Genomic DNA, 25,716 nt, shown 5'->3' on the forward strand with positions numbered 1-25,716 from the left:
CCCACAGGCACTCACCGGGGCTCTCCGAAGATCATCGGGGCTCACACCGGGCATCATCGGCACGCGCCGGGGATCACCGAGGACTACCGGGGCGAGAAGCTCCACCCCTGCCCGGACTCCACCACCACGACCTTCTCGCCGTCACCCACGGCTACTTCCAGGTCCGCGGGCGCCCGGCCATACTTGTGCTGCTCGCTCAGGGAGAGGTCCTGCGCGGCGAAGACCTTCACATCGGGGGTGTCGCTGTCCTCGGAACCGCTAACGCTGAGCCGGTAGTCGGCCGCCGCGCCCGCCGGTACGCGGAACACGCGGGGCCCCTTGCCCGTGACGGGCCTGCCCCGTTCCACCGTGGGAACGTCCGAGAGCGCATGGCCCCGCACCTCCCAGCTCACGCCCTCGCTGCCCTGGGCGTAGAGGACGCCCGTGGTCCGCTGGTAGCCCCCGGTGTTGATGAGTCCCGTTCCGGATGTTCCCGGACGCACGATCGGCAGGGACGCCGAGAGCTGGCCGCCCTTCTTCTCGTGGCCGTTCACGAACAGTGTTCCCCGACCGGAACCCGTGGAGCTCCAGACCACGAGGACGGGGCCGTCGTGCGCGGGAACGGGGATGGCGTTCTCGTCCTCGTCGTTGATCGAGGTCTTCGCGAACGTCCCGGTCCTGCGGAAGAGGGGTTTGCCGCTCGGCACGCCGAGCGCCCGGGCGCCCTCGACAGCCACCGGTGCGTGGGTCGACGCGCTCTCCGCCGGTTGCTTCGACGCCGGGGCCTGTGCCTCCTGCGCCGACGACGCCGCCGGCGTGGACGTCTCTTCGGCCGTCCCGTCCTGCGTGACCACCGGAGCCGGGTCCTCCCCGCCTCCGACCTCCACGGTCCTGACGGCCAGGTAGGCGAGCAGGGCGATCACCAGCAGGAGCACGAGGCCCCCGACCGCGGCGAGCGCCACCGCGACCCCCGCGGGGACACCCTCGCGCGCCGGGGCAGCGGTCTTCCAGGAGGGGGTGCTGGTCGGCGAGCCCTCCGGACGGCCCGAAGGCGGTTCGCTGGGAGTGGGGCCGGATGCAGTACTCATGAACACCTCGCACCGTGGTGATGTTTGGCTCATCCTTGCACGGGCGCCGCGATCCGCCCTTCCCATCCGCGAATTTCGCGGCTCGGGCGCGTACCGTGGTTTCCATCCGCGGCCCCTGCGCGGTACACCCCCTGCCCCCATCACGATCGAGGTGTTCCCCCGATGCGTTCCCGTTCCATCCCTCTCGCGTCCGCGCTCTGTGCCCTCCTGCTGCTCTCGGGCTGCGGCGGAGGCCCCACGGAAAACCACGACGACGCGGGCGGGGACGCGGCGTCGTCGTCCCAGGAGACGAGTGCCACCCCGACCCCCGAGAAGCCGGCCGAGCTGATCGGCGGGGGCACGCAGCTGTTCCCGGACCGCCGTTTCGTTGCGCTGTACGGGCACCCGGGCACCCCTGGACTGGGGGCGCTGGGCGAGCAGGGGCCCGAGGAGTCCGTGACGCGGGTCAAGGAACTGGCTAAGAGCTACGAGCCCTACAGCGAGGAGAAGGTCATCCCCGCATTCGAGATCATCGCCACCACGGCGTCCTCGGAACCGGGCCCGGACGGCAACTACTCCACCGAGTCCACCGTCGACCAGCTCAAGCCCTATGTGGAGGCCGCGGAGAGGAACGACGTCTACGTAGTGCTGGACCTGCAGCCCGGGCAGGCGGACTTCCTCACGCAGGCCACGCAGTACGAGGAGCTGCTCAAGCACCCGAACGTGGGTCTGGCCCTGGACCCCGAGTGGCGCCTGGCCCCGGGGCAGCTGCCTCTGCAGCAGATCGGTTCCGTGGACGCCGCGGAGATCAACAAGACCTCGGACTGGCTGGCCACGCTCACCCGGGACAACCGGCTGCCGCAGAAGACGATGCTCCTGCACCAGTTCTCGATGTCCATGATCGAGAACCGCGAGGCGATCAACACCCAGCACCCCGAGCTGGCGTTCGTGCTCCACGCGGACGGCCACGGCACCCCGGACCTCAAGACGGGTACGTGGAACGCCCTGCAGGAGGGGCTGCCGAAGGGCATCCGCATGGCGTGGAAGAACTTCTACGATGAGGACACACCCATGTACACCCCGCAGCAGACGTTCGGGGTCACCCCCAAGCCCTGGTTCGTCTCCTACCAGTGACCGCAGGGCGGGGCCTCGGAACGAGCGCAGTTCGCCCCCGGAGGAAATCCCCCGTCCATGCCTTCCCATCGATTCCGCGCGGGACTACATTGTGAGCACCTGTTCGCTCCACGGAAGGAAGTGTCTATGGGACTCGGTGACAAGATCAGCAATGCTGCGGAGAAGGCAACCGGTGCCGCCAAGGAGAAGGTCGGCGACGCCACGGACAACCGCGATCTGCAGGCTGAAGGCGCTGCGGACAAGATGTCCGGTGGCGCCAAGCAGTCCGTGGAGAACGTCAAGGACGCTGGCAAGAACCTCAAGGACGGGCTGGGCTGAGCTCCGCACCCGCAACCTTTCAATCGGAAGGCCCTCGTCGTCACGACGGGGGCCTTTCGCATGCCCGGCTCGCTCAGCGCACCCCGTACCGGCGGCGGGCGATCAGTAGGCTCACCAGGGACAGCGCCGCCACCGCGGCGTAGTAGATGCTCGGAGAGGTCAGGGAACCTGTCGCGGAGATCAGCCACGCGAGCACCAGCGGGGCGAAGCCGCCGAACACGGTGACCCCCACGTTGTACGCGATGGACATGCCCGTGGTGCGGATGGCGGTGGGGAACATTTCGCTCAGCAGCGCGGGCATGGGTCCGAAGTACAGTGCCATGATCGCGCCCAGCACCGCCTGCACGGCCGTCAAGGCGGCCACGGTGGAGGCGCCCACGAGCCAGAGGAACAGTGGGTAGACCGCCAGCATGCCCACCACGGCCGCGACCAGCATGACCTTGCCGGGACCCACGCGGTCCGCCAGGTGTCCCACGAGTGGTGAACCCACCAGGGTCACGAGCCCGGCCACCACGCCGCCCAGGTACGCGGCCCACGAGGGCAGGTCCAGATTCTGGATGGAGAACGTGGGCATGAACAGGATCGTGTACACGGACATGGAGGCCAGACCCACCACACCGGAGGCCGTGAGCCACCGTCCCGCGGAGTGCACGATGGTCTGTGCGAGGGGGCCGCGCCACAGGGCGGGGCGCGGCGTCTTCGTTCTCTCGGTCGTGTCCCCGCCCCGGGCGCCGGGGGACGACGCCGCCCGCTCGCGTTCGCCCTGCAGCGCCTGGAAGTCCGGCGTCTCGTCCATGCGCAGGCGGATGAACAGGCCCACGGGGCCGATGAGCAGCCCGAAGAGGTAAGGAACGCGCCAGCCCCACGAGTAGAGGGCGTCGTGGCTGAGCAGGGTGTTCAGGGCGAAGCCGAAACCGGAGGCCATGAAGATGGCGATGCCCTGCGTGGCCACCTGCCAGGAGCCGTAGTAGGCACGCTTGTCCGGAGCGTTCTCGATGAGGAACGCGGTGGCCGTTCCGAACTCGCCACCCGCGGAGAAGCCCTGGACCAGGCGCGCGAGCAGGATCACCAGCGCCGCTGCGGGGCCAATGAGAGCGGAGGTGGGGGCCACGAGCATGATGAGCGTGCCCAGCATCATCAGCGCGATGGTGATGGTGAGCGCGGGGCGGCGCCCGTGGCGGTCCGCATAGGAACCCAGGACCAGTGCACCCACCGGGCGGATCAGATAGGACACCGCGAAGGTGCCGAACGTCAGCAGTGTGCCGGTGACCTGACCCATGCCCTCGGACTCGAAGAACAGGTGGGAGATCACCACGGCCAAGGACGAGTAGACGATGATGTCGAACCACTCGAGCGCGTTTCCGATCGAGGACGCCACCACCGCGCGACGCGCAGTGCGGCGCTGCTCGGGGGTCGCGGAATCCTGGGTTGCTGGGCTGCTCATGTCTGCACGCTAGCCCACGGTCCGCACGCGCTTAGCGACCCGTGACGCCGCATGACACCGGGGGCGCTCCTATACTGGACTGCGACAACGCACCCTTCGAGACACGCAGCACCAGGAGCAGAGAATGATCTTTATCGTAGTCAAGTTCGAGACCAAGGACGAGTACGTGGAGCGTTGGCCGGAGCTCGTGGCCGAGTTCACCGAGGCCACCCGCCGGGAGCCCGGGAACAAGTGGTTCGAGTGGTCCCGCAGCCTGGAGAACCCCAACGAGTTCGTGCTGGTGGAGGCCTTCGAGGAGGACGCCGCGGAGGCCCACGTGAACTCGGAGCACTTCCAGAAGATGACCGAGCAGTTCCCGCAGTACCTGGTGAAGACCCCGCGCATCATCTCCCGCCAGGTCGAGGGGGACGGCTGGGAGGAGATGGGCGAGGTGCAGGTCTCGAACTGACCCGGCCGCCGCAGTGAGCGCAGAGCCCGCGGGACCGGGCCCCGGTGACTCGCGCAGCGCGGGCGAGTTCCTCGTCGGCCTGGACATCGGCGGCTCCCACACGCGTGGCATCCTCTTCCACGGGGGGACACCCGTGCGCGAGGCGCGCGCCGGGTCCGCGAACGTGCAGAACGTCCCCGCGGAGCAGGCGCACGCATGCCTGCGCTCCGTCCTGTCGCAGTTGCACGCGGCGCCCGGCACGCCCGTGGTTGCGGGATCCGGCGGCGTGGACACCGCGCACGACGCCGCTCGACTGGCCGGTCTCATCCGTTCCGCCGGTTGCCTCGGCCCGTCCGCGAGTGTGACGGCCGTGCACGACACCCGCCTGATCCTCGCCGCCGGCGCTCACACGTCCGGGATCGCGCTCATCGCAGGAACCGGCTCGGTGGCCTGGGGCGTGGACACTTCCGGCCGCGAGGTACGCGCCGGCGGCTGGGGGTATCTCCTCGGCGACGAGGGCAGCGGCTACTGGATCGGCCGGGAGGCCGTGCGCCGGGTGCTGCGTCGGTCCCAGCAGCCTGCTGCCGGGAATGCGGGAGAAGCGCTCACCCGAGTGGTGCTAGAGCACGCCGGAGTGACCGAGCCCGCCGACCTGATCGGCGCGTTCCACAACCATCCGGACCGGCCCCACTGGGCAGGGCTCACGCAGCCCGTGTGCGAGCTGGCCGCCTCCGGGGACGCCGTGGCGTCCGAGCTGGCGGCGGTGGCCGCGGAGCACCTGGCGGAGCTCGTGCTCACCGTGGCAGGCGCCATGGCCGAGCCGCTTCCCGTGGTCGTGGGCGGCGGGCTCACAGGGTCCGCGGTGGGCCTGCACGTGGCCGCGTTGCTGCGGGAGCAGGGCCTGTCCGTGACGCTCCTGGACCGCGAACCAGTCCTGGGAGCCCCTCTGCTGGCCCGCTGCGCCCCGGGCTGACCGTGCAAGGCTGAGACCCGTGGCCCCGTCCGGACCCACCAAGACCGCGACGCGTGATGAGGCCACGGGAACGGGCGGCCCGGCGTCGTCGCCCGTCTAGGACGATGCATGCGCATAAAAAAACCGGGTGCCTCCCGAGGGAGGCACCCGGTTCGGGACGCACGGACTCAGCGGAACGCGCCCACCCCCGTGAGCTGCTGACCCAGGATCAGGGAGTGCACCTCGTCCGTGCCCTCGTAGGTGCGCACGGACTCCAGGTTGTTGGCGTGGCGCAGGGGCGAGTAGTCCAGGGTGACACCGTTGCCGCCCAGGATGGTGCGGGCCTCGCGGGCGATCTTGATGGCCTCGCGGCAGTTGTTGAGCTTGCCCACCGAGATCTGGTGGTTCTGCAGCGTGCCGGCGTCTTTGAGCCGGCCGAGCTGCAGGGCGAGCAGGAAGCCCTTGTCGATCTCCAGGGCCATGTTCACGAGCTTCTGCTGCGTGAGCTGGTAGCCGGAGAGCGGGCGGTCGAACTGCAGGCGCTCCTGCGAGTAGGCCAGAGCGGCCTCGAAGGAGTCACGCGCGGCACCCATGGCACCCCAGATGATGCCGTAGCGGGCCTCGTTGAGGCACGAGAACGGGCCGCGCAGACCCTTGGCCTCCGGCAGCATCGCGGAGGCGGGGAGGCGGACGTCCGTGAGCTCGATGTCGCACTGGATGGACGCGCGCATGGACAGCTTGGCCGTGATGGGCGTGGCCTTGAAGCCCGGGGTGTCGGTGGGGACCACGAAGCCGCGGATCCCCTCATCGGTCTGCGCCCAGATCACGGCCACCTTGGCCACGCTGGCCAGCCCGATCCAGCGCTTGGCGCCGTTGATGAGCCAGTTCTCGCCATCCTTGCGGGCGAAGGTCTTCATGGAGGAGGGGTCAGAGCCTGCGGTGGGCTCGGTCAGGCCAAAGCAGCCGATGGCCTCACCGGCGGCCATCTGCGGCAGCCACTCCTGCTTCTGCTCCTCAGAACCCCACTTGTAGATGGCGCTCATGGCCAGCGAGCCCTGCACGGACACGAACGTGCGTAGCCCGGAGTCCCCGGCCTCCAGCTCCGCACCGGCCAGACCGTACTCCACTGCGGTGCGTCCAGCACAGCCGTAGCCCTTCAGGTGCATGCCCAGCAGGCCCAGCTTGGCCATCTCCGGCACGATCTCGAGCGGGAAAACGGCGTTGTCGTACCACTCGGCGATGTTCGGCTTGATGGTGGCATCCACGAACTCGCGCACCTTCGCGCGCAGCGCGATCTCTTCTTCGGACAGCAGGGAGTCGAAGCTCACCAGGTCCATGACGTCCACGGGTTTCAGTTCACTCATGGGTCCACTGTATGACTGCGGACACACCGCGCGTAGCCGGGTGCGGAGCCTGATTTCCCACTTCTACTTGTCCCGGGGTTCCCGCAGCCACTGCACCACGGTATCCGTGTCCTGCCCCAGCTGCGGCGGGGCCTGTGTGGGGTACGCCAGCGGCGGGGTCCACTGCGCCGGATGGCGGAACTGGCGGCCCACGGTCGTGCCCGTGCGGTCCTGGACGTCCACGGTCGGTTCCAGCCCGAGCTCCTCGGCCAGGGCCACGCCCTCGTCGATGCCGCCCACCTTGCCCGCGGGCACTCCCACCTCGGTCAGGGCCTCCTGCCACTCGGAGGCGGTCCGCGCGGCCAGGGCCTCCTCGAGCAGTGCGGTGAGCTCCTCCCGGTGGTCCACGCGGGCGCCGTTGCTCGCGTAGCGCTCGTCCTCGGCGGTCTCGGGGATGCCGAGCACCTCGGTGAATTTCCGGAACTGGCGGTCGTTGCCCACCGTCACGGCCAGGGGCGCGTCCGAGCACTGCAGCAGCTGGTACGGCACGATCGACGGGTGGTCGTTGCCCATCCGCTGCGGCACCTTTCCGGCCCCCAGGTACGCCTGGCCCTGGTTCACCAGCGCGCCCTGCAGGCTGGAGAGCAGACTGACGTCGATGTGCGCGCCGCGGCCCGTGCGGCGTCGTTGTTCGAGCGCTGCGAGCGTGCCGATTGTGGCGTCCTTGGCGGTGAGCACGTCCACGAGCGCGACGCCCGCCTTGGTGGGCTCGCCGTCCGCGCGGCCGGTGATGCTCATGAGCCCGCCCACGGCCTGCACGAGGAAGTCGTAGCCGGCCAGGTGCGCGCCGCCCGCCGTGCCGAAGCCCGAGACGGACACGAAGACCACCCCGGGGTTCTCCACGGAGATCTCGTCGTAGCCCAGACCAAGCTTCGCCATGCCACCGGGCTTGAAGTTCTCCACCACCACGTCCGCACGCAGGGCGAGTTCGCGCGCGAGCTCGCGGCCCTCGTCCTCCCGCAGGTCCAGGCACACGGACTCCTTGTTGCGGTTCACGGACTCGTAGTACGTGGGCCCTGTCTCGGAGAACGGCGGGCCCCAGTGCCGGGTGTCGTCCCCGGCGCCGGGGCGCTCCACCTTGATCACGCGCGCACCCAGGTCCGCGAGCGTCATGGTGCACAGCGGCCCGGCGAGAACGCGCGAGAAGTCGGCGACGAGCACGCCGTCCAGGGGCAGGGGATCGGTCACGGGGTCCTCCTAGGGTCGGGGTTCCTCCCCACTCTATGACCGGGACCACACCCATCGGGCACCCGCCCGGAATGGCAGGGACGACGACGCCGCTCGCGCCCGCTCCGCCTCACCCCGCCCTGCGCGTCGGCTCAGCCCAGCTCACCCTGCGCCACCCTGCGCAGCGTGGCCGTGAGCATCTCCAGCCCGGCGAGCATGTCCTCGTCCGACGTCAACTCGTACTCGTTGTGCGTGATCCCCTTGTGGGAGGGCACGAACAGCATCACGGTGGGCAGCACATCTTTCACGTTGGTGGAGTCGTGGCCGGCCAGTGTCATGATCCGGGTGTGCGGCAGGTCCAGCTCCGTCACGACCTCCTGCGCGAGCGCCAGACCCTCCGGGGCGTACTCCAGCACGTCCCACGCGTGGCGGTTCACGGTCTGAATTTCCACGTTCGCGGCCCGGGCGGCCTCCTCCACCTCCCGGGCAAAGTGCTCGTCCGCGGCGGTCAGGCGCTCGGCGTCCGGGCTGCGGAGATCGATCACCAGGCGGGCCTCGCGGGCCACGGCCACCGGGGAGTTGGGCTCGATTAGCAGCTCCCCGCAGGACGTGATGACGTCGTGCTCCAGCGCCACCTTCCGCGCCGAGGCGATCAGCAGCGACGCCCCGAGCAGCGCGTCCTTGCGGTCCTCGATGAGCGTGGACCCGGTGTGCGCCTGCTCCCCGAGCACCAGGAACTCGTACTTGCGCACGCCCCACGTGGCCTCCACCAGACCAATGGTGAAGCCGTCCTCCTCCATGGACTTGCCCTGCTGGATGTGCAGCTCCACGTACGCGGTGGCCTCCGGAATGCTGTCCTCGCCGCGCTGGCCGAGGGCGTCCAGGGCCTCTCGCACGCTGACGCCGGCGGTGTCCCGGACCTCGAGCGTCTCCTCCAGGTCCCGCTTGCCCGTGTAGACGGAGCTGCCCATCATGGACGGCTTGAACCGGCAGCCCTCCTCGTTGAACCAGTTCACGACGCACAGGTTCCGGCTCAGCTCCACCTCCCCCGACGACGCTGCACGGAACAGTTCCGCGCACGCGTGCGCCCCCGCGAGCACGCCGTACGCGCCGTCGAACCGCCCGGCCCGCGGCTGCGAGTCCAGGTGCGATCCCACCAGCACGTAGGGAGCGCCGGGCGTGTGCTCGAACAGGCCGAACTGGTTGCCGACGGCGTCGTAGTGCACCGTGGCGCCGCGCGCCGTGAGCCAGCCCGCGAACCACTGCCGGTTCAGCCCGTCCGCCTCGGTGGCCGCCTGCCGCTCGACCCCGCCGGACTCGAGCCCGCCGTTGCGGGACATCTGCGCGAACGCGTCCAGGAAGTCGGAGCCGTGCTGCTGGGTCATGAGGGAGCCTCCCGAGGCGCGTCGGAGCGGGGCGGGGCCCGCCGGTGATCGTGGGGCCATGCTACGTGCCGGGTGTGACGCGCATCTCGTGCGGAGCGCATCTCCGGCCAGCCGACGCGGCGGGGACGGGCAGCAGGGCGACCCTTCCTGGGATCGGCCGACGGCGCGGACACGCCGGCCTGCGCGCCGCTACGGCCCTCTCGTCTCCCCCGTCCGGCAGAGCGTTGGGACGACGACGCCGCTCTACCCCTCCCGCGGTCGTCGCACCGCTTTCTCCACACCGCTGGCGACGAGCAGCGCGCACGTGAGCCAGATGGCACCACCCGGACCGAACGGGGCGGCCACCGCGCCGGCGGCCACGGGGAGGATCACCTGCCCCAGCCGGTTCCCCATGAGCCGCACCGCGAGCGCCGAGCCGCGCCATGTGCCCGGGACTGCGGTGGAGATCAGGGTCATGGTCAGGGGCTGGCCCAGGCCCAGGAAGAACCCGCCCACGGCCAGGAAAAGGGCGGCCCACCAGAAGCTGTCCAGGAACAGCGGGGGAACGATCAGCGCCAGCCCGGAGGCCAGTAGGCTCGCGATCAGCAGCGCGCGGCGCGAGAACCTCCCGGACAGCAGCGGCAGCAGCAGGCGGGACGCGATCGACGCCAGTCCGCGGGCCCCCAGGAGCACACCCACCACGGAGGGGGCCACTCCCGCCTCCTCGCCCACGAGCGGCAGGAACGCGGTGAGGATGTCGATCATGGCCAGCAGGGACAGGGACGCCACCATGTTGGACATGACCCCCGGGGCCCGGAGGATGCGCAGCACGTCGGGCCGCTCGTCGGCGCGTGGTGCGCGCTTGGCGGCGCTCGGGGCGTCGTCCCCGCCGGGCGGTGCGGCGGGTGACCCCCCGGTCGCACCCTCGGGGGTCGAACCCCCGGCCCCGGACGCCACACCGGTCCCGGGGGTGCCGGACGCCGTCGCGGAGGTGTCCGGAACCGAGGTGCCGTGGGGTGTGGGGCTCGCTGCGGCGTCGTCGTCGGGGGGCGCCCCTGCACCGGGGCGGCGCGAGGCGGGGCCCAGGCGGAAGGCCAGCAGCGGTGCGGCGGCAACCGTGACGAGCACGCCGATCCACAGGCTCTCGTTCACCGCGGCGAGGCGTTCGGGGGAGGCGACGTCCGAGCCGTGGCCCACGATCCACCCGCCGAGCGCCGGGCCGATCATCTGGCCCGCGGAGAACGCGGCGGTGAACCACCCGAAACCCTTGTCCAGGTCCCGGTCTGCGGCGTAGCGGGCGATCGCCGTCTGCCCGCCGATCGTGAAGCACAGGTGACCCATGCCCAGCACCGCGCTGGCGGCGAACACGAACCACACGGAGTTCGCGAGCGCGAGCCCCACCCCGGCCAGCGCCAGGAACCCCACGCCCGCGAGGATCAGCAGGCGCAGCTGCGGGATCCGGTCGGACATCCTGCCCAGCCACACGGCGGTGACCAGGGGCAGCAGGGCGTAGGCGGCGGTGGTGAGGCCGATGACCACGGGGTCCGCACCGAGGCCCAGCAGCTTGTAGGACGTGATGGGGCGGAAGAGGTTCAGCCCGGTCTGGGTGAGCACCGCGGCGGCCACCAGGATCCACAGCCACGTGCTGGAACGGGGTGTGCGCGTGCTCTGAGCCATGCGTTCCAGCGTAGGTGCCCCGGGCCCGGCAGAATCAGACGCCGGACAGTGGATGACGTTCCACGGTGGTGTGCAGCGCCCCTCCCGACCGCCCCTCCCCCAGTTCCGAGGACACCAGGCGGATCTCCCCCACGGTCCACTCCGGGCCCTCGTACACGGACAGCGCGTGCACCACGTGCGCGAGCTCGGGGCCGGTGTGCGCGCGGACGCGTGAGCCGCGGCGTCGTTCCTTGGCCTGGCGCGCACGCTCGGTGCGCGAGGTGCGGGCCACGGTGAGGTGCGCGCGCTGACGGGCACGTTCATCAGGGTCCAGGGAGCACGCGTGCATCAGCTCGGTCAGCTCGGCGGTCTGACCGGCCACCCCCACCCAGAGCGTGGTGCCGGAGAAGGAGCCCGCCCCGTGCAGGCTCACCCGCAGCGGCGGGAACGAGCGGGCGACCTCCCGCAGGTGCTCCGAGAGATCGGGCACGGCCCCCTCCGGCTGGTCCCCGTAGAACGCGAGGGTCAGGTGCCACTGCTCGGGATCACCCCAGCGCAGGGCGGTGCCGGTCATGTCCCGCACCGCGGCCATGGCCCGGGCCAGGTGCTCCCGGGCGGCGCGGGGAGGGTGGGCGGCGGCGAAGAGCCTCATGGAACCCACTGTAGGAGCGCGGCCACCGGGGGACTACCCTGAAGCACACCCCCGCCGTGAGGAGCCGCCGTGCAACCCGCCATGAAGTTCTCCCTGACGCTCACCGCCGTGGGCCTGCTCGGTTTCACCGTCTTCTTCACGTGCCTCCAGGTGGATGCGCTCGACGCCTCCGGTGGCGTGCCGATCGGGCTGGCCATGATGTGCATGGTCACCGCCATGCTGGCCGTCGGCGGGCTGCTGTGCGTGCTGGCCACCTGGCTGTCGCGGTCACGTGCGGCGCGGCCACCACGAAGAACGCGGTCTGCACGTAGATGGCGAAGGACGCCAGGACGAACCCGGCCACCGCGAGAACCACGGCGGCCAGCAGCAGCCCGGTGAGCAGGGCGAAGCGGGCGCCGAAGGTCTGGTGCTCCCGCAGCTCGCCCGGCAGCGCGGCGAGCACCAGGAACACCACGGTGGCCGTCACGAGAAGCGGAAGCCACCCCACACGGTGGTCCCCCGCAGCAGCACCGCGTGGAAGACGAAGATGCTGAGCACCCCCACCACCGCCAGGAGGATGATCAGCGCGGTGTACCCGCTCAGGTACAGCGGGTTGGCGTAGATCACGCTGGTGATGAAGTTCGGGATCCGTAGCCCGCTCAGCGCGGACAGCCCGAAGCCCATGCCCGTGAGCGGCACCACCAGCCCCACGTACGCGAGGATGAGCAGCCCCGCCGGCTGCAGGAACCGGGGGAACGAGGCCAGCGCGGCCCTGAGGTCGCCCCACAGCGTGGCCCGGTGGTTGCCCTTGAGGCTGTCCGCGGCGATCAGCATGAGGCCGTTGATGTTGAATGACGATCAGCAGGCTCAGCACCAGCAGCCCCACGAGCACCAGCACGATGCCCTGCACCGAGAGCAGGAACGAGACGTAGTCCCCGCTGGAGATCGCACTGCGCCCGGACCAGTGGATGAGCCGGGTCAGTGCCAGCCGGAACAGCGGCAGGATCACGAGCCCCACCAGCACCGCGGCCAGCACCTGGTACTTCAGGAACCGGCCGGTGGTGGAACGGAACCCGCCCACCAGCCCGCCCAGCGTGAGCTGCCGGGGCAGGGTGCTGCGGGGTCGGCGCCGCACGGCAGTGGAGGGGGCAGGTGCGGCCGGGGTCTCGGCGGGCATGTGGTGTTCCTGGGGTGCGAGCTCAGGGGTCACCGGCAGGCAACCGCCGGTTCGGCTGCGCCCAGTCTAGCGGCAGTGACATCCTTCACAGCCGCTCCCCGGAGCGAGTGCCCCCGCTCTGCCGGACCGCCAGCCCCCGGTGACGGTCCGCCCGGTGCCCGGTTCCACCGACCCCCGCCACGGGCACGCGGAGCACGACGACGCATGCTCACGGAGCCGCACGCCCTCACCTCAGCGCCGCGGCAGCTCCACGAGCTCCACGTCCGTGAGCGAACCGGCGTCCGCGGTCACGCGCATGTACGTGCAGTGCGGCTGACGCCGCCGGTCCGTGGGGGATCCCGGGTTCAGCAGCCGCATGCCGGAGGGTGCCACGGTGTCCCACGGGATGTGGCTGTGGCCGAACACCAGCACGTCCGTGTCCGGGAACGCGGCGTCCATGCGCTTCTCCCGGCCCTGCTTCGCCCCGGTCTCGTGGGTCATCGCCCAGCGCAGGCCCTCGAGCTCCCAGCGGGCGGTCTCCGGCATCTCGGCGCGCAGCTCCGGCCCGTCGTTGTTGCCCCACACGCAGACCAGCCGGCGGGAGCGCTCGCGCAGGGCCTCGAACGTGGCCAGGTCCACCCAGTCACCGGCGTGCACGACGACGTCCGCGGCCTCGACCTCGCGCCACACCTGGGCGGGCAGGTCCTTGGCGCGCTTAGGCAGGTGGGTGTCCGCGAGCAGCAGCAGAGATGTGGCCATGGCCCCATTCTCGCGCGCGAGTGGACGAGCCGAGGAGCACCGAGCGCCGTTGCGCACGGGCTCCCCCATTCTCGCGCACGGGTTAACGGTCCGCGTCCGGCGGCGGAGAGCCACGCGACTCAGGGGGGACGCGCCGGGGGCGGCGCCCCTGGGACGGTGCGCGGCGTCGTCGTCGTGCGCAGCAGCAGCCGGGCGGCCTGAGAACGTGGCGGCCGAGGGTTCAGCGGGAGGGGTTCAGCGGGAGGGGACGGTGGGGTCGCCCGGGAAGAGGCGCGGGCCCAGCCAGACCGAGACGTAGACCAGCGCCACGAGCACCGGAACCTCGATCAGCGGACCCACCACGCCCGCGAGCGCCTGGCCCGAGGTGGCCCCGAACGTGCCGATGGCCACCGCGATGGCCAGCTCGAAGTTGTTGCCCGCGGCGGTGAACGCCACGGTGGTGGACCGGGCGTAGCCCAGCCCCGCGGCCCGGGAGCCGAGCATCCCCAGGGCGAACATGACGGCGAAGTAGCACAGCAGGGGCAGCGCGATCCGGACCACGTCCCACGGCTGGGAGGTGATGGCGTCCCCCTGCAGGGCGAAGAGCACCACGATGGTGAACAGCAGCCCGAACAGCGCCCACGGTCCGATCCTGGGCAGGAAGCGCTCCTCGTACCACTGCCGCCCCTTGGCCCGTTCCCCCAGAACGCGGGTGAGGCACCCCGCGAGCAGCGGGATGCCCAGGAACACGAGCACCGAGACCACGATGGCCCCCACGGAGAACTCGGCGGACGTGGTGGGCAGGCCCAGCCACGCGGGCAGCACCTGCAGGTAGAACCACCCCAGCAGCCCGAACGCGAGGACCTGGAACACGGAGTTGACGGCCACCAGCACCGCGGCGGCCTCCCGGTCACCGCACGCGAGGTCGTTCCAGATCAGCACCATGGCGATGCACCGCGCGAGGCCCACGATGATCAGACCCGTGCGGTACTCGGGCAGATCCGGCAGCAGCAGCCACGCGAGCGCGAACATGACCGCAGGACCCACCACCCAGTTCAGCACCAGGGAGAGGGCCATGAGCCTGCGGTCCCCGGTCACACGCGCCGTCTCGTCGTAGCGGACCTTGGCGAGCACCGGGTACATCATCACCAGCAGACCCAGGGCGATGGGCAGGGAGATGCCGCCCACGGTCACGGAGTCCAGGGCGGTGTCCAGCCCCGGGACGAGTCTGCCCAGGAGCAGTCCCAGCACCATGGCGGCGAGGATCCAGGCGGGGAGCCAGCGGTCCAGGAAGGACATCTCCCGCAGGACGGGTGAGGCCCCGGCGGCGCGAGGGGCATCGGTGGAGCGGGGTGCAGTGGTGGAGCGGGTCACGGGCGAGCGGTCCTTTCGGCGATCGGGGAGTCCTTCAGCACTCGATGACGTTCACGGCCAGGCCGCCGCGCGAGGTCTCCTTGTACTTGATCTTCATGTCCGCACCGGTCTCCCGCATGGTCTTGACCACCTGGTCCAGGGCGACCTTGTGGATGCCGTCCCCCTGCATGGACAGCCGCGCGGAGTTGATGGCCTTGACGCTGGCGATCGCGTTGCGCTCGATGCACGGGATCTGCACGAGCCCGCCCACGGGGTCGCACGTGAGCCCCAGGTTGTGCTCGATGCCCATCTCCGCGGCGCACTCCACCTGGCGGGCGCTGCCGCCCAGCACGGCGCACAGTCCGGCCGCGGCCATGGAGCACGCGGAGCCCACCTCACCCTGGCAGCCCACCTCGGCGCCGGAGATGGACGCGTTCTCCTTGATCACGATGCCGATGGCCGCCGCAGTAAGTAAGAAGTCCACGATCTTGTCGTCGCACGCGTCCTCCATGAAGCGCGTGTAGAAGTGCAGCACAGCCGGGATGATCCCCGCCGCACCGTTCGTGGGCGCGGTGACGATGCGCCCGCCGGACGCGTTCTCCTCGTTCACCGCGAGCGCGTACAGGTTCACCCAGTCCATGCCGTACAGGGGATCGTTGCCCGGCTCCTTGGTCAGCAGACGCTTGCGCATCTCCGGCGCACGACGCCGCACCTTCAGTCCCCCGGGGAGGGTCTTCTCCTCGCGGGTGCAGCCGTTCTCCACGCACTGCTGCATGACGGACCAGATGTGCAGCAGCTGGTCCCGGGTCTTCTGGGCAGGGCGCCACGAGAGCTCGTTGGCGGCCATCACCTGCGCGATGCTGATGTTCTCCGACTCGCAGATGGCCAGCAGCTCGTCGCCCGTGCTGAACGGGTACTTCACGGGAGTGGTGTCCTCCACGATCTTGTCCGCGCTGCTCTTGGAGTCGTCCACCACGAACCCGCCGCCCACGGAGTAGTAGATGCTGTCCCGGAGGACTTCGCCCGCGGCGTCGTACGCGGTGAAGCTCATGCCGTTGGGGTGGGTGGGCAGGGACTTGCGGCGGTGCATGATCACGTCCTGCGCGCGGTCGAAGGCAATGGCGTGGGTTCCGTTCAGCTGCAGCTGCCCGGCCTCACCTGCGAGCGCCACCATCTCGTCCGCGAGATCCGTGTCCACGGTCTCCGGGTCCTCGTCCATGAGTCCCAGGATCACGGCCTTGTCCGAGCCGTGGCCCCAGCCGGTGGCCCCGAGGGAGCCGAAGAGCTGGGAGTGGACACGGGTGACGGAGTCCAGCAGGGCGTCGTCGGTGAGACCCGCCACGAAGAGCCGGGCGGCCCGCATGGGACCCACGGTGTGGGAGGACGACGGACCGATACCCACCGAGAACAAATCCAGAGCACTGAGTGCCACGTTCACGTCCCCCCACTGTCGGACATCATCGGCGGCGCGGATGGGCCGCCGGAAGTCGAGCGACCGCGCGACACGGAGGAGCCGCGCGGAACGAACCCACGGTACGTGGGTCCCATGGGGCGGGCAACCTCCGCAGGGGTGAGCCGACGGCGGGTGGGGCACCTCTTGGCTCGGCGGTCCACAGTGCGGGTTCCAGCGCAGCTCGACACGGACACCCGCGGTTCATCTCGCGGCGCCACGAAAACCACACAACCACGGCCCTGCTGCTTCCGCGACCCTTACATTGGGTGAACCCGGTGTCGTCGAAGGAGCCCCCGCCATGTCTGAACCGTTCGATGCTCAGAGCGTGGGCTCCCGCCTTCTGCAAGGCCACCGAGTGCGGTTTCGTGAACTGCGGGATGAAGACCTCCCCGTCCTCGTGCGCTGGTGGCAGAACCCGGACACAGTGCTGTTCCAGAACCTCACCGTGGCACCCCGGCCTGAAGAGACCATCGCTGAAATGTTCCGCAGCTGGTCCACCAACGCCTCGTCCGGCAACGTGGGATTCAGCGTGGTGGACCGGCACACCGATGAGCTGCTGGGCCACGTGGTGCTCTACGGCGCGGCACTTCCAGTTCGCGCGGGAACATTCGCCGTGATGATTGGTGCTGACCACGTGAATCGCGGGTACGGCACCGACGCCGTGCGCCTGATGACGGACTTCGGCTTCCGGGAACTGGGTCTGAACCGGATAGAACTGCGGGTCTTCGCCTACAACGAGCGGGCGCGTGCCGTCTACCGCAAGATCGGGTACCGGGAGGAAGGTGTCCGGCGCGAAGTCGCCTTCCATGCTGGTGTGTTCCACGACGAGGTCGTCATGTCCCTCCTGGCCCGCGAATGGTTCACGGCCGAGCACTGAAGACACGGCCCCCACACGCCCTCCCGCATGAAATTGCTTTTGCAAAACAATAGGGGAATGTGACAAATGATACATGTGCGGGGCGTTCAAAAGTCTGGCCATTTGGCCATTGTTTCCCGGATAACGATTGCATTACGGTTGGCATCACATTGGCCGACTAGCCTCTGACCTGCGTAAACGTGGGACGGTGGTGCGCGGTCACCACCATGATTCTGCCGGTTCCGTTCACCCCCTTCGGGCCCGGCACATGATTGCCGTTCCGACAGCCCTCGGGGACTTCCCGCGGGTTCTCAGCTGATCACTGATCGAAGGATCCCCTCATGAGCAAGAAGAACACGATTCTCGCCACCGCCGCAGCGGCGGCAGTCGTCCTGGGCACGGTGTCCCCCTCCGTGGCCACCCCGGCGCAGGCGCCGGCGCCGTCGAACAACACCACCAACCAGCAGGCCAAGGTCCTGGACGTCTCCGGCGGTGACTACGTGGTCATGCTGGAGCTGCCCGCCACGGCCTCGAACGCCCCCAAGAGCGCGGCCGCCAAGTCTGCCGTGGCCAGCACCACCCAGAGGCAGGCGGACAAGTGGCAGGCCAAGGGTGTGAAGGTCAAGCAGAAGTTCAAGACCATCGGCGGTTTCACCGCGGACCTGACCCCCGCGCAGGTGAAGGCCCTGAGCGCGGACCCGGGCGTCGCGGTCGTGGAGAAGAACAAGACCGTCAAGGCCACCGCCACCCAGAACAACGCCACGTGGGGCCTGGACCGCGCCGACCAGCAGGACCTGCCCCTGAACGGCTCCTACAACTACAACGCCACGGGCGCGGGCGTCACGGCATACATCATCGACACCGGTGTGCGTGCCACCCACTCGCAGTTCCGCGGTCGCGTGGCCCCGGGTGTGACCGCGATCGACGACGACTGGGGCAGCAACGACTGCGCCGGTCACGGAACGCACGTGGCGGGCACGGTGGCCGGGTCCACCTACGGCGTGGCCAAGGCCGCGACCATCATGCCCGTGCGCATCCTGGGCTGCGACGGCACGGGTTCCACCGCGGGCATCGTGGCGGGCATGGACTGGGTCTCCTCCAACGCGAACGGGCCGTCCGTGGCCAACATGAGCCTGGGTGGTGGGATCTCCTCCGCGATGGACAGCGCCATCAGCCGGATGACCCGCGCCGGCGTGATCTCCCTGGTGGCTGCGGGCAACGACTACGACAACGCCTGCAACTACTCCCCGGCCCGCGCGTCCTCCGCCATCACGGTGGGTTCCACGGACCGCCGGGACCAGCTCTCGGAGTTCTCGAACTGGGGTTCCTGCGTGGACATCCTGGCCCCGGGCACGGACATCACCTCGTCCTGGCCCTCGAGTGACAACGCCACCAACACGATCTCCGGCACGTCCATGGCCACCCCGCACGTGGCGGGCGCCGCGGCCCTGTACCTGCAGCAGCACCCCAGCGCATCGGTGACCGAGGTGGAGCGCGCCCTCAAGAACTCCGCCACCCGCAACACCATCGACTACGTGAACGGTTCCCCGAACCTGATGCTGAACACCACGACCCTCACCGGGGGTCGCTGACCCTCACACCGGGCACGTGAACCGCACCGGTTCCACGTACCGCCCCATGCACCACCCTCACGGCCGCCCGGTCTCAGAATGCCGGGCGGCCGTGAGTGCGTCCACGGCACGGATGAGCCCCAGGTGACTGAATGCCTGGGGGAAGTTGCCCGCGAGCCGCCCTCGTGCGACGTCGTACTGCTCGGAGAACAGCCCGAGGTCCGAGGCGAAGCCCGCGGTGGTGCGCAGCAGCTCGGCGGCGTCGTCCAGCCGACCCGAGCGCGCGTACTGCTCCACGAGCCAGAAGGTGCAGATCACGAACGGGTACTCGTCCCCGGAGAGCCCGTCCATGGACTGCTCGCCCCCTGCGGTGCGGTACCGGCGCAACTGGCCGTGCTCCTCCTGCAGGTCCCGTTCGATGCGCTCCACCGTGCGCAGCATCGCGGGGTGGCCCGGGGCGATGAACCCGGTCTGGGGCAGCTGCAGCAGGGAGGCGTCCACCTCGCGGTTGTCGTAGGTCTGGGTGAAGATCCCCAGTTCCTCGTCGTAGCCCTTCTCCCAGATCTCCCGGTGGAGCTCGTCCCGCAGCCGGGTCCAGCGCTCCACGTCCCCCGCCAGTCCGTGCTCCCGCACGGCACGCAGGCCCTCGTTGAACGCCGTCCACATCATCACGCGCCCGTGGGTGAAGAAGTGCGGCTCCCCGCGCATCTCCCAGATCCCGTTGTCCGGGGTGTCCATGTGCAGCTCGCAGAAGGACATGAGGTTGCACTGCAGCCCCCAGGAGTAGTCGTTCTCCTCCTGGCCCGCGTCCCGTAGGGTGGCCAGGGCCATCATCGCCTCACCTGCCACGTCCGCCTGGTACTGGTCCTCCGCGCCGTTGCCGATCCGCACGGGCCGGGAGCCCTCGTAGCCGCTCAGGTGGTCCAGCTCGGACTCGGTGATGTTGCGGCGCCCGTCCACCCCGTAGAGGATCTTCAGCTGGTCCGGGTTGCCGGCGACGGCGCGCAGCAGCCAGTCCCGCCACAGCAGCGCGCCGTGCTCGTGGCCGCGCTGCACGAGCGTGGTGATGGTCAGGGCCGCGTCACGCAGCCACGTGTAGCGGTAGTCCCAGTTGCGGGCGCCACCGAAGTCCTCGGGCAGGCTCGCCGTGGGTGCGGCCACGATCCCCCCGGTCTCCGAGTGGGTCAGCGCGCGCAGCACCAGCAGTGAGCGCTTGACGACCTCGTGGTACTCGCCGTCGCAGTCCACCGCCGAGGCCCAGTCCGTCCAGAAGGCGTGCGTTGCCCGCTGCGCCCGCTCCGGGTCCGCGGGCACCAGCAGCTCGCGGTAGGACTCGCTCCACGTGAGCACCCAGTCGAGCTGCTCCCCGGCGTCCAGGCGGAAGGTGCCGCGGTGGCCGCGACGCAGCCCCTCCAGAACGCGGATGTCCGCGCCGGGGCCGTGCGCCTCGTCGTGCTCCACCTCCACGTCCTCGCCGTCACGGCCCAGCTGGTAGGGCTCCAGCTGCGGGCCCGTCAGCAGCAGGGCGTCGGGGCCGGCCACCGCGAGCAGACCCTTCCCGTCGGTCTCCCCCGAGCGGGCCTCGTGCGCGGCGTGGCGCACGCGCTGGCGGAAGTTGCGGTACCAGTGCGACGTGCGGCCCTCCGCCGCCGTCCCACCGTCCTGGGTGCCGTCCCCAGCTTCCCCGCCGGACGACGTCGCTCCCCCCGCGCCGTCCCCGTCGTGCGGAACGTGCCGGGTTCCCACCGGGTGCGGTTCGGACGGGGAATCCCCCATGTGGGCGCAGTCGTCCCCGTTGGAGTGGCTGCCCAGGTCCACGCGACGCACCCACGGGGTGATGCGCCCGTAGTCGAAGCGGATCCGCAGGTCGTGCTCGATCTCCATGGTGCCCTCGAGGCACTCCACGCGCCGCACGAGGTCCGCGTGGTCGTCGCTGGGCGGCAGGAAGTCCGTGACGAGCACCCGGCCCGTGGGAGTCTTCCACTCCGTCTCCAGGATGAACGTGTCCGGGACGTACCTGCGGGAGACCACCTGGCCGTCCACGGCGCTGAGCTTCCAGCGGCCGTTGTCCTCGTCCCCCAGCAGGGCGCAGAACACCGCCGGGGAGTCGAAGCGCGGGAAGCACAGCCAGTCGATGCTGCCCTCCCGGGAGACCAGGGGGCCGGTGTGCAGATCGGCCAGCAGGGCGTAGTCCTCCAAGGGGGTGCTCATGGGGGCTATTCAAGCACTGCGGCCCGACGGCGCGGCCCTCGGAGCTTGGCGCAGGGCGCGTCCGGTCTCGCGGACACGGCGTGCCGGCAACCTCGTACCCCACAACACCTGGAAATTTCTCCCAAGAGCCAAAAGCATGAACTGAGTCACGGACATTTTTGCGTTGCCCTCGACGGGCCACGAGATGGCGCACAACTCATCAATGTCGGGTAGTGGTGCACAGCGTGGTTGTGCACCAGGTTTCGCTACATACTGGACGGTCAGAACCGGCCCCAGGGTGGGGCGCGGGGAGTGACGCAAAAATGACCGATTTAGCCCCCAACGAGCCAAGGCGTGGGTCTTTTTCCCGTCTCAGTGGAGAGCCGCCCGCAGGCAGATCTCCTCTCCGTCGCTGAGCCCCGCCGGGCGGGGGGTCCTCCTGGACTCCTCCGTCCGCAAAGCTGCGATGAGCGTGTCGCGCAGCGGACGGCGGTTCAGGCCCTGGGCGAGAGCCCGGGAGGAGTCGACGCTGACGGGATTCCCAGCTGACCGGTACCCGCTTCACCCGGGTCGATGCCTTCACGCGTCGTCTGCTGGGCGCTGCAGCTGTCCGGAGTGACCGCTCGGTGCGAGTCCGGCGACGAGGTTGAACGCGCCGGTGAGGACGTTGAGGGAGACAACGCCGACGACGTCAGCGATCGCGCGGTCGCTGTGGCCGAGCGCGCGGAGCTCGTCGATCTGCTCGTCGGTGATGGAGGCCGGCTCGCGGTAGACCTGCAGGCCGAGCCGGATGAACGCGGCGACGGCGGGGTTGGACGATACGCCCTGATGGGCGAGTTCGATCTCGTGCTCCGCGATGCCGAGGGAGCGGGCGGCGTCGATGTGCGAGGCCAGACAGATGCCGCAACCCTGCTGGGCCTGGACGGCGATGGAGATCAGCTCGCTGACCTTGCGGTCGAGCTTGGCGCGGCGCATGGCCCTGCTCAGCTGCAGGTACCCGCCGAGGACGGCCGGCGAATGGGCCATGGTGGCGACCATGTCGCCGACGGTGCCGTGGCGCTCGACGAGCTCGCCGAGCAGCTCGCGGGACGCGCCGACGGCGGTCTCCGGGGTCAGCCGGTCAAAGCGGGGCATGCGCGCGTCCTCCTTGGTGCGCTGCTCGTCGGTTCAGGAGCGGACGAGGCGGTTGATGGCGTCGGTGGCTTCCTGGATCTTGGCGATGGCCGCGTCGTCGTCGCCGAGCTTGGCGGCGTCGAGGACGCAGTGCTTGAGGTGGTCGTCGAGCAGGCCGGTGGCGACGCCCTGCAGGGCACGGGTGAGCGCCGAGACCTGGGTGAGGATGTCGATGCAGTACTTCTCGTCGTCGATCATCTTGGCGATGCCCCGGGCCTGGCCCTCGATGCGCTTCATGCGCGCCAGGTAGCGGTCCTTGTCGCTGATGTAGCCGTGCTGGTGAGCCGCGGTGCCGGTGCTGTCGGTGGCGGTGTCGGTGGTCATGGGCGTGTCCTTCACTTCTGGCGCCCCAGGACGGAGCGGGTGCTGGCTTCGGGGGTGAGGTCGATGCGCCGCAGCAGCTGGGCGTTGAGGGCGACGACGACGGTGGACAGCGACATCAGGATCGCGCCGACCGACATCGGCAGCACGAACCCGATGGGTGCGAGGACGCCGGCCGCGAGCGGGACGGAGATCAGGTTGTAGCCGGCGGCCCACCACAGGTTCTGCTTCATCTTCCGGTAGGCGGCCTTCGACAGCTGGATGACCGAGAGCACCGAGCGTGGATCGGAGCTGGCGAGGATGACCCCAGCCGAGGCGATGGCGACGTCGGTGCCGGCTCCGATGGCGATGCCGACGTCGGCCTGGGCAAGGGCGGGGGCGTCGTTGACGCCGTCGCCGACCATGGCCACCTTCTTGCCCTCGTGCTGCAGCTGGGCGACCTTGGCCGACTTGTCCTCGGGGCGGACGCCGGCGAAGACGCGGTCGATGCCGAGCTCCCGGCCGACCTCGTTCGCGACGGCCTCGGCGTCGCCGGTGATCATGACGACCTCGACGCCGAGCCGGTGCAGGGCGTCGACGGCGTCGCGGGACTCCGATCGGACCTCGTCGGCGAGCTTGAGCCCGCCGACCACCTGGCCGTCGCGCAGGACGTGCAGGATGATCGCGCCCTCGCCGCGCCAGGCATCGGCCGCGTCGATCTCGGACTGGCCGGTCTCCTCGAGCAGCCGGGGCCCGCCGACGCGGATTTCGTGGCCGGCCACAGTCGCGGTGACGCCGACGGCGGGCGAAGAGGTGAAGCCGCTCCCGGGCTCGAAGGCCAGGCTGCGGTCCTTCGCGGCGGCGACGATGGCCCGGGCGAGCGGGTGCTCGCTGTCGGCCTCGGCCGAGGCTGCCAGGGCGAGCACGGCGTCGGCGGCCAGGTCGGCGGCAGGCTCGACGCCGGTCACGGTGGGCTCGCCCCTGGTGAGCGTGCCGGTCTTGTCGAACAGCACGGCGTCGACCTGACGCATCGACTCCAGCGCGAGGCGGTCCTTGACCAGGACGCCGCCGCCGGCGGCGCGCTCGGTCGCGATCGACACCACCAGCGGGATCGCCAGGCCCAGGGCGTGGGGGCACGCGATCACGAGCACGGTGATGGTGCGCACGACCGCGTCGTCGGGGGACCCGGCCAGCGTCCAGACGACGGCGGTGATCAGAGCCGCTCCGAGGGCGAACCAGAACAGCCACGCGGCGGCGCGGTCGGCGATGCGCTGAGCGCGGGAAGACGAACTCTGCGCCTCGGCTACGAGCCGGTTGATGCCGGCCAGGGCCGTGTCGTCCCCGGTGGCGGTGATCTCCACCCGCAGGCCGGAGTCGGTGGCCACCGTGCCGGCGATGACCGGGTCGCCCTCGCCCCGGGCGACGGGCCGGGACTCACCGGTGATCATCGATTCGTCCATGTCGGCGCGGCCGTCGACGACGGTGCCGTCGGCGGGGACGCTGCCCCCAGGGCGGACGATGACGACGTCGCCGACGCGCAGGTCGGCGGGATCGACCTTCACGACGTCGACGCCGTCGACGCGCTCGGCTTCGTCGGGGAGCAGCGCGGCCAGGGAGTCCAGCGCCGAGGTGGTCTGGGCCAGGGAGCGCATCTCGATCCAGTGGCCCAGCAGCATGATGACGATCAGCAGCGCCAGTTCCCACCAGAACTCCAGCTCGTGGTGGACGAGCCCGAGGGTGGCGGCCCAGGAGGCGAGGAAGGCCACGGTGATGCCGAGCGAGATCAGCAGCATCATCCCCGGCTTGCGGCTCTTCAGCTCGCTCCAGCCGCCGCTGAGGAACGGCCGTCCGCCCCAGACGTACATGGTGGTGCCGAGCACCCCGGCGACCCACCCCGCCCAGTCGGGCACCGAGTAGCCGATCAGCATGGCGAACATGGGCGAGAGCGCGACCACAGGGATGGCGATGACGAGGTTGATCCAGAACAGCCGGCGGAACTGGCCCACGTGGTCGCCGTGCCCTTCATGGCCGCCGTGCTCGTCGTGCCCTGCATGATCGCCGTGTTGCATGGCGTGGCCCTGGTGGGCGGCGTGTGCGTCGTCCTCGTGGCCGGGCGCGGACGTCGGGACGGCGGCGTAATCGCTGTGCGCGGTCTCGTCGGCGACCTCGCCGTGGTGACGGTGATGCGTGGTCCGGTCGGTCATTGCTCTTCGCTTCCCCTCGTTCTTCCCCGGTCTTCCCTTCGATCGGGTCGGTCTCGCCGCGGACCTTGAATTGGCCCCCGGCTACCGGCTCAGGAGGCCGGCTGAATCTCGCTCTCGACGACCCACTTGTGGTTGGTCATTGTCATGCCGTCGGACTCGTAGTCGACCATGTAGACGGTCTGGTCGGTGGAGGAGGCGATGGTGGCCTTCGCGCCCTTCATGCCCTCCATGTGCTCTGCCTCCAGCGTGACCTCGGTGCCGTCGGGCAGACGCTCAGGTCCGGCGTCCTTGATCTCCTCCTGCACGACCCACTTGTGGTCCTCGACCGGCTCCCCGCCGGTGGTGGGCGTGAAGTTCACCGCGTAGGTGTAGGTGTCGAAAGCGCCGACGATGGTGGCCTTCGCCCCGTCCATACCCTCCATGTGGTCGGCGGTGAGCGTCACCTCGGTGCCGACCGGGTACTTCGGGGACGCGGCCTTCTCGATGTCGGCGGGGGCGGGTCCGCCGTCCATCGGGTGCTCCATCTCGCCGCCGCTGTCGCTCGAGCTGGTGCTTCCGTGGCCCTGGTGCTGACTGGTCGACGAGGGCGTCGCCTGGTCCTGGTCCCCGCCGGTGCTGCAGCCGGTGAGCACGAGTGCTCCGCCGAGGGCTCCGGCAGCGATGGTCGTCATGAGGCGCTTGCGCATACGGTCTCCTATTCGTTCAGTCTGACCCGATCAACCTTATACCCCTATGGGGTATAGGTCAAAGGGTTGATCGGTGTGGTCGTCGGGCTGGAAGGTTCCGATCGAGTCGCCCGGGGCCCCAGAGGTGGTGCCGTGACTCGAGCGCGTCGAAGGATCAGGCCATGGTGGCGGCGTACTTGGCCGGGTCCGAGTCGAAGATCGGTCCGCAGCCGGCGCAGCAGAGCCAGTAGCGCCGGCCGGCGTAGTCGCGGAAGAGGCCCTGGGCCTCGGCGACCTTCTTGCTGACCGGGTTGCCGACCATGACGGGGCAGGTCGTGGAGTCTTCGCTGCCGGCGAGGAGGTCTTCGCGGCCGTCGGCCTCGACCGCGGGGCTTCCCGCGCCGGTCGTGCCGCAGCAGCCGGAGCCGGCGACGGCCGGTGCCTCGGCGGCGGGTGCCTGCTGTGCGGGGGAGGTGCTGCAGCAGCTGGCGGGGGTCTTGGATTCGTTGTTCATT

At 70.1% G+C, this 25,716-nt stretch carries 24 protein-coding genes and 1 pseudogene; 7 read left to right on the forward strand and 18 right to left on the reverse strand.

What is annotated here, in order from left to right; translation table 11 throughout:
* Positions 1-83: 83 nt before the first annotated feature.
* Positions 84-1,067 (reverse strand): hypothetical protein, encoded by a 984-nt coding sequence (locus D8M39_RS12550; RefSeq protein ID WP_153245894.1) that lies wholly within the window; start codon positions 1,065-1,067, stop codon positions 84-86.
* 162 nt (positions 1,068-1,229) lie between these two features.
* On the opposite strand from D8M39_RS12550, the gene D8M39_RS06940 reads away from it, so the two are divergent.
* Both D8M39_RS06940 and D8M39_RS06945 read left to right on the forward strand, forming a co-directional pair.
* Positions 1,230-2,180, forward strand: coding sequence for a hypothetical protein (locus tag D8M39_RS06940; RefSeq protein WP_094393227.1), 951 nt, complete (start codon positions 1,230-1,232; stop codon positions 2,178-2,180).
* A gap of 126 nt (positions 2,181-2,306) precedes the next feature.
* Positions 2,307-2,498 carry a CsbD family protein gene (locus D8M39_RS06945; protein WP_012397150.1) on the forward strand — a complete coding sequence of 64 codons (192 nt, stop codon included), beginning with the start codon at positions 2,307-2,309 and terminating at the stop codon, positions 2,496-2,498.
* Positions 2,499-2,571: 73 nt separating this feature from the next.
* Here D8M39_RS06945 and D8M39_RS06950 read toward each other — a convergent pair whose 3' ends face one another.
* Positions 2,572-3,942 (reverse strand): MFS transporter, encoded by a 1,371-nt coding sequence (locus D8M39_RS06950; protein WP_055082857.1) that lies wholly within the window; start codon positions 3,940-3,942, stop codon positions 2,572-2,574.
* 124 nt (positions 3,943-4,066) lie between these two features.
* Here D8M39_RS06950 and D8M39_RS06955 point away from each other — a divergent pair, with 124 nt between their 5' ends.
* Together D8M39_RS06955 and D8M39_RS06960 are read left to right on the forward strand one after the other, a co-directional pair.
* Complete coding sequence (locus D8M39_RS06955; protein ID WP_055082855.1) at positions 4,067-4,390, forward strand: putative quinol monooxygenase; 324 nt, start codon at positions 4,067-4,069, stop codon at positions 4,388-4,390.
* A 13-nt stretch (positions 4,391-4,403) separates the two neighbouring features.
* Positions 4,404-5,342, forward strand: a complete 939-nt coding sequence (locus tag D8M39_RS06960; RefSeq protein ID WP_126874703.1) for an N-acetylglucosamine kinase — start codon at positions 4,404-4,406, stop codon at positions 5,340-5,342.
* A gap of 167 nt (positions 5,343-5,509) precedes the next feature.
* Here D8M39_RS06960 and D8M39_RS06965 read toward each other — a convergent pair whose 3' ends face one another.
* From D8M39_RS06965 to thpR, 5 genes are all read right to left on the reverse strand, one after another.
* On the reverse strand, positions 5,510-6,685 hold the full coding sequence (locus D8M39_RS06965) for an acyl-CoA dehydrogenase family protein (protein WP_174233403.1): 1,176 nt from the start codon (positions 6,683-6,685) through the stop codon (positions 5,510-5,512).
* A 63-nt stretch (positions 6,686-6,748) separates the two neighbouring features.
* Complete coding sequence (locus D8M39_RS06970; RefSeq protein ID WP_055082850.1) at positions 6,749-7,912, reverse strand: CaiB/BaiF CoA-transferase family protein; 1,164 nt, start codon at positions 7,910-7,912, stop codon at positions 6,749-6,751.
* Between the two features lie 131 nt (positions 7,913-8,043).
* Positions 8,044-9,276, reverse strand: a complete 1,233-nt coding sequence (locus D8M39_RS06975; RefSeq protein WP_126874704.1) for a M20 family metallo-hydrolase — start codon at positions 9,274-9,276, stop codon at positions 8,044-8,046.
* A 243-nt stretch (positions 9,277-9,519) separates the two neighbouring features.
* Entirely contained in the window at positions 9,520-10,932 is a 1,413-nt protein-coding gene (locus tag D8M39_RS06980; RefSeq protein ID WP_126874705.1) for an MFS transporter, read from the reverse strand.
* Between the two features lie 34 nt (positions 10,933-10,966).
* Entirely contained in the window at positions 10,967-11,563 is a 597-nt protein-coding gene (gene thpR / locus D8M39_RS06985; RefSeq protein WP_094393233.1) for an RNA 2',3'-cyclic phosphodiesterase, read from the reverse strand.
* Between the two features lie 69 nt (positions 11,564-11,632).
* On the opposite strand from thpR, the gene D8M39_RS13200 reads away from it, so the two are divergent.
* A complete protein-coding gene (locus tag D8M39_RS13200; protein ID WP_126874706.1) occupies positions 11,633-11,941 on the forward strand; it encodes an MMPL family transporter in 309 nt (102 codons plus the stop codon).
* Between the two features lie 84 nt (positions 11,942-12,025).
* On the opposite strand, the gene D8M39_RS13105 is transcribed toward D8M39_RS13200, so the two are convergent.
* The 5 genes and pseudogenes from D8M39_RS13105 to D8M39_RS07015 form a co-directional block, all read right to left on the reverse strand.
* A complete protein-coding gene (locus tag D8M39_RS13105; protein ID WP_094393234.1) occupies positions 12,026-12,376 on the reverse strand; it encodes a glycerophosphoryl diester phosphodiesterase membrane domain-containing protein in 351 nt (116 codons plus the stop codon).
* A 31-nt stretch (positions 12,377-12,407) separates the two neighbouring features.
* A pseudogene (locus D8M39_RS13205) lies at positions 12,408-12,719 on the reverse strand (glycerophosphoryl diester phosphodiesterase membrane domain-containing protein); the annotation flags it as partial.
* Between the two features lie 231 nt (positions 12,720-12,950).
* Positions 12,951-13,457, reverse strand: a complete 507-nt coding sequence (locus D8M39_RS07005) for a metallophosphoesterase (protein WP_058955457.1) — start codon at positions 13,455-13,457, stop codon at positions 12,951-12,953.
* 234 nt (positions 13,458-13,691) lie between these two features.
* On the reverse strand, positions 13,692-14,735 hold the full coding sequence (arsB, locus tag D8M39_RS07010) for an ACR3 family arsenite efflux transporter (RefSeq protein WP_126874719.1): 1,044 nt from the start codon (positions 14,733-14,735) through the stop codon (positions 13,692-13,694).
* Between the two features lie 109 nt (positions 14,736-14,844).
* Entirely contained in the window at positions 14,845-16,221 is a 1,377-nt protein-coding gene (locus tag D8M39_RS07015; protein WP_126874707.1) for an L-serine ammonia-lyase, read from the reverse strand.
* Positions 16,222-16,540: 319 nt separating this feature from the next.
* On the opposite strand from D8M39_RS07015, the gene D8M39_RS07020 reads away from it, so the two are divergent.
* Both D8M39_RS07020 and D8M39_RS07025 read left to right on the forward strand, forming a co-directional pair.
* A complete protein-coding gene (locus D8M39_RS07020) occupies positions 16,541-17,119 on the forward strand; it encodes a GNAT family N-acetyltransferase (protein ID WP_126874708.1) in 579 nt (192 codons plus the stop codon).
* A 320-nt stretch (positions 17,120-17,439) separates the two neighbouring features.
* The gene (locus tag D8M39_RS07025; protein WP_126874709.1) at positions 17,440-18,690 is read left to right on the forward strand and encodes a S8 family peptidase; all 1,251 of its coding nucleotides are present in this window, start codon (positions 17,440-17,442) and stop codon (positions 18,688-18,690) included.
* 57 nt (positions 18,691-18,747) lie between these two features.
* Here D8M39_RS07025 and D8M39_RS07030 read toward each other — a convergent pair whose 3' ends face one another.
* The 6 genes from D8M39_RS07030 to D8M39_RS07055 all read right to left on the reverse strand — a co-directional run bounded on the left by D8M39_RS07030 (position 18,748) and on the right by D8M39_RS07055 (position 25,715).
* Positions 18,748-20,880, reverse strand: coding sequence for a glycoside hydrolase family 15 protein (locus D8M39_RS07030; protein ID WP_238693995.1), 2,133 nt, complete (start codon positions 20,878-20,880; stop codon positions 18,748-18,750).
* Positions 20,881-21,438: 558 nt separating this feature from the next.
* Positions 21,439-21,993, reverse strand: coding sequence for a carboxymuconolactone decarboxylase family protein (locus tag D8M39_RS07035; protein WP_055085613.1), 555 nt, complete (start codon positions 21,991-21,993; stop codon positions 21,439-21,441).
* Between the two features lie 33 nt (positions 21,994-22,026).
* Positions 22,027-22,356, reverse strand: coding sequence for a metal-sensitive transcriptional regulator (locus D8M39_RS07040; protein ID WP_174233402.1), 330 nt, complete (start codon positions 22,354-22,356; stop codon positions 22,027-22,029).
* Between the two features lie 11 nt (positions 22,357-22,367).
* Positions 22,368-24,536, reverse strand: coding sequence for a copper-translocating P-type ATPase (locus tag D8M39_RS07045; protein WP_126874710.1), 2,169 nt, complete (start codon positions 24,534-24,536; stop codon positions 22,368-22,370).
* Positions 24,537-24,625: 89 nt separating this feature from the next.
* Complete coding sequence (locus D8M39_RS07050) at positions 24,626-25,222, reverse strand: YdhK family protein (RefSeq protein ID WP_055085617.1); 597 nt, start codon at positions 25,220-25,222, stop codon at positions 24,626-24,628.
* Positions 25,223-25,376: 154 nt separating this feature from the next.
* Entirely contained in the window at positions 25,377-25,715 is a 339-nt protein-coding gene (locus D8M39_RS07055) for a hypothetical protein (protein ID WP_055085619.1), read from the reverse strand.
* Position 25,716 lies beyond the last annotated feature (1 nt).

It is taken from the genome of Kocuria sp. HSID17590, from assembly GCF_003989485.1.
Taxonomy (GTDB): Bacteria; Actinomycetota; Actinomycetes; order Actinomycetales; family Micrococcaceae; genus Kocuria; species Kocuria salsicia.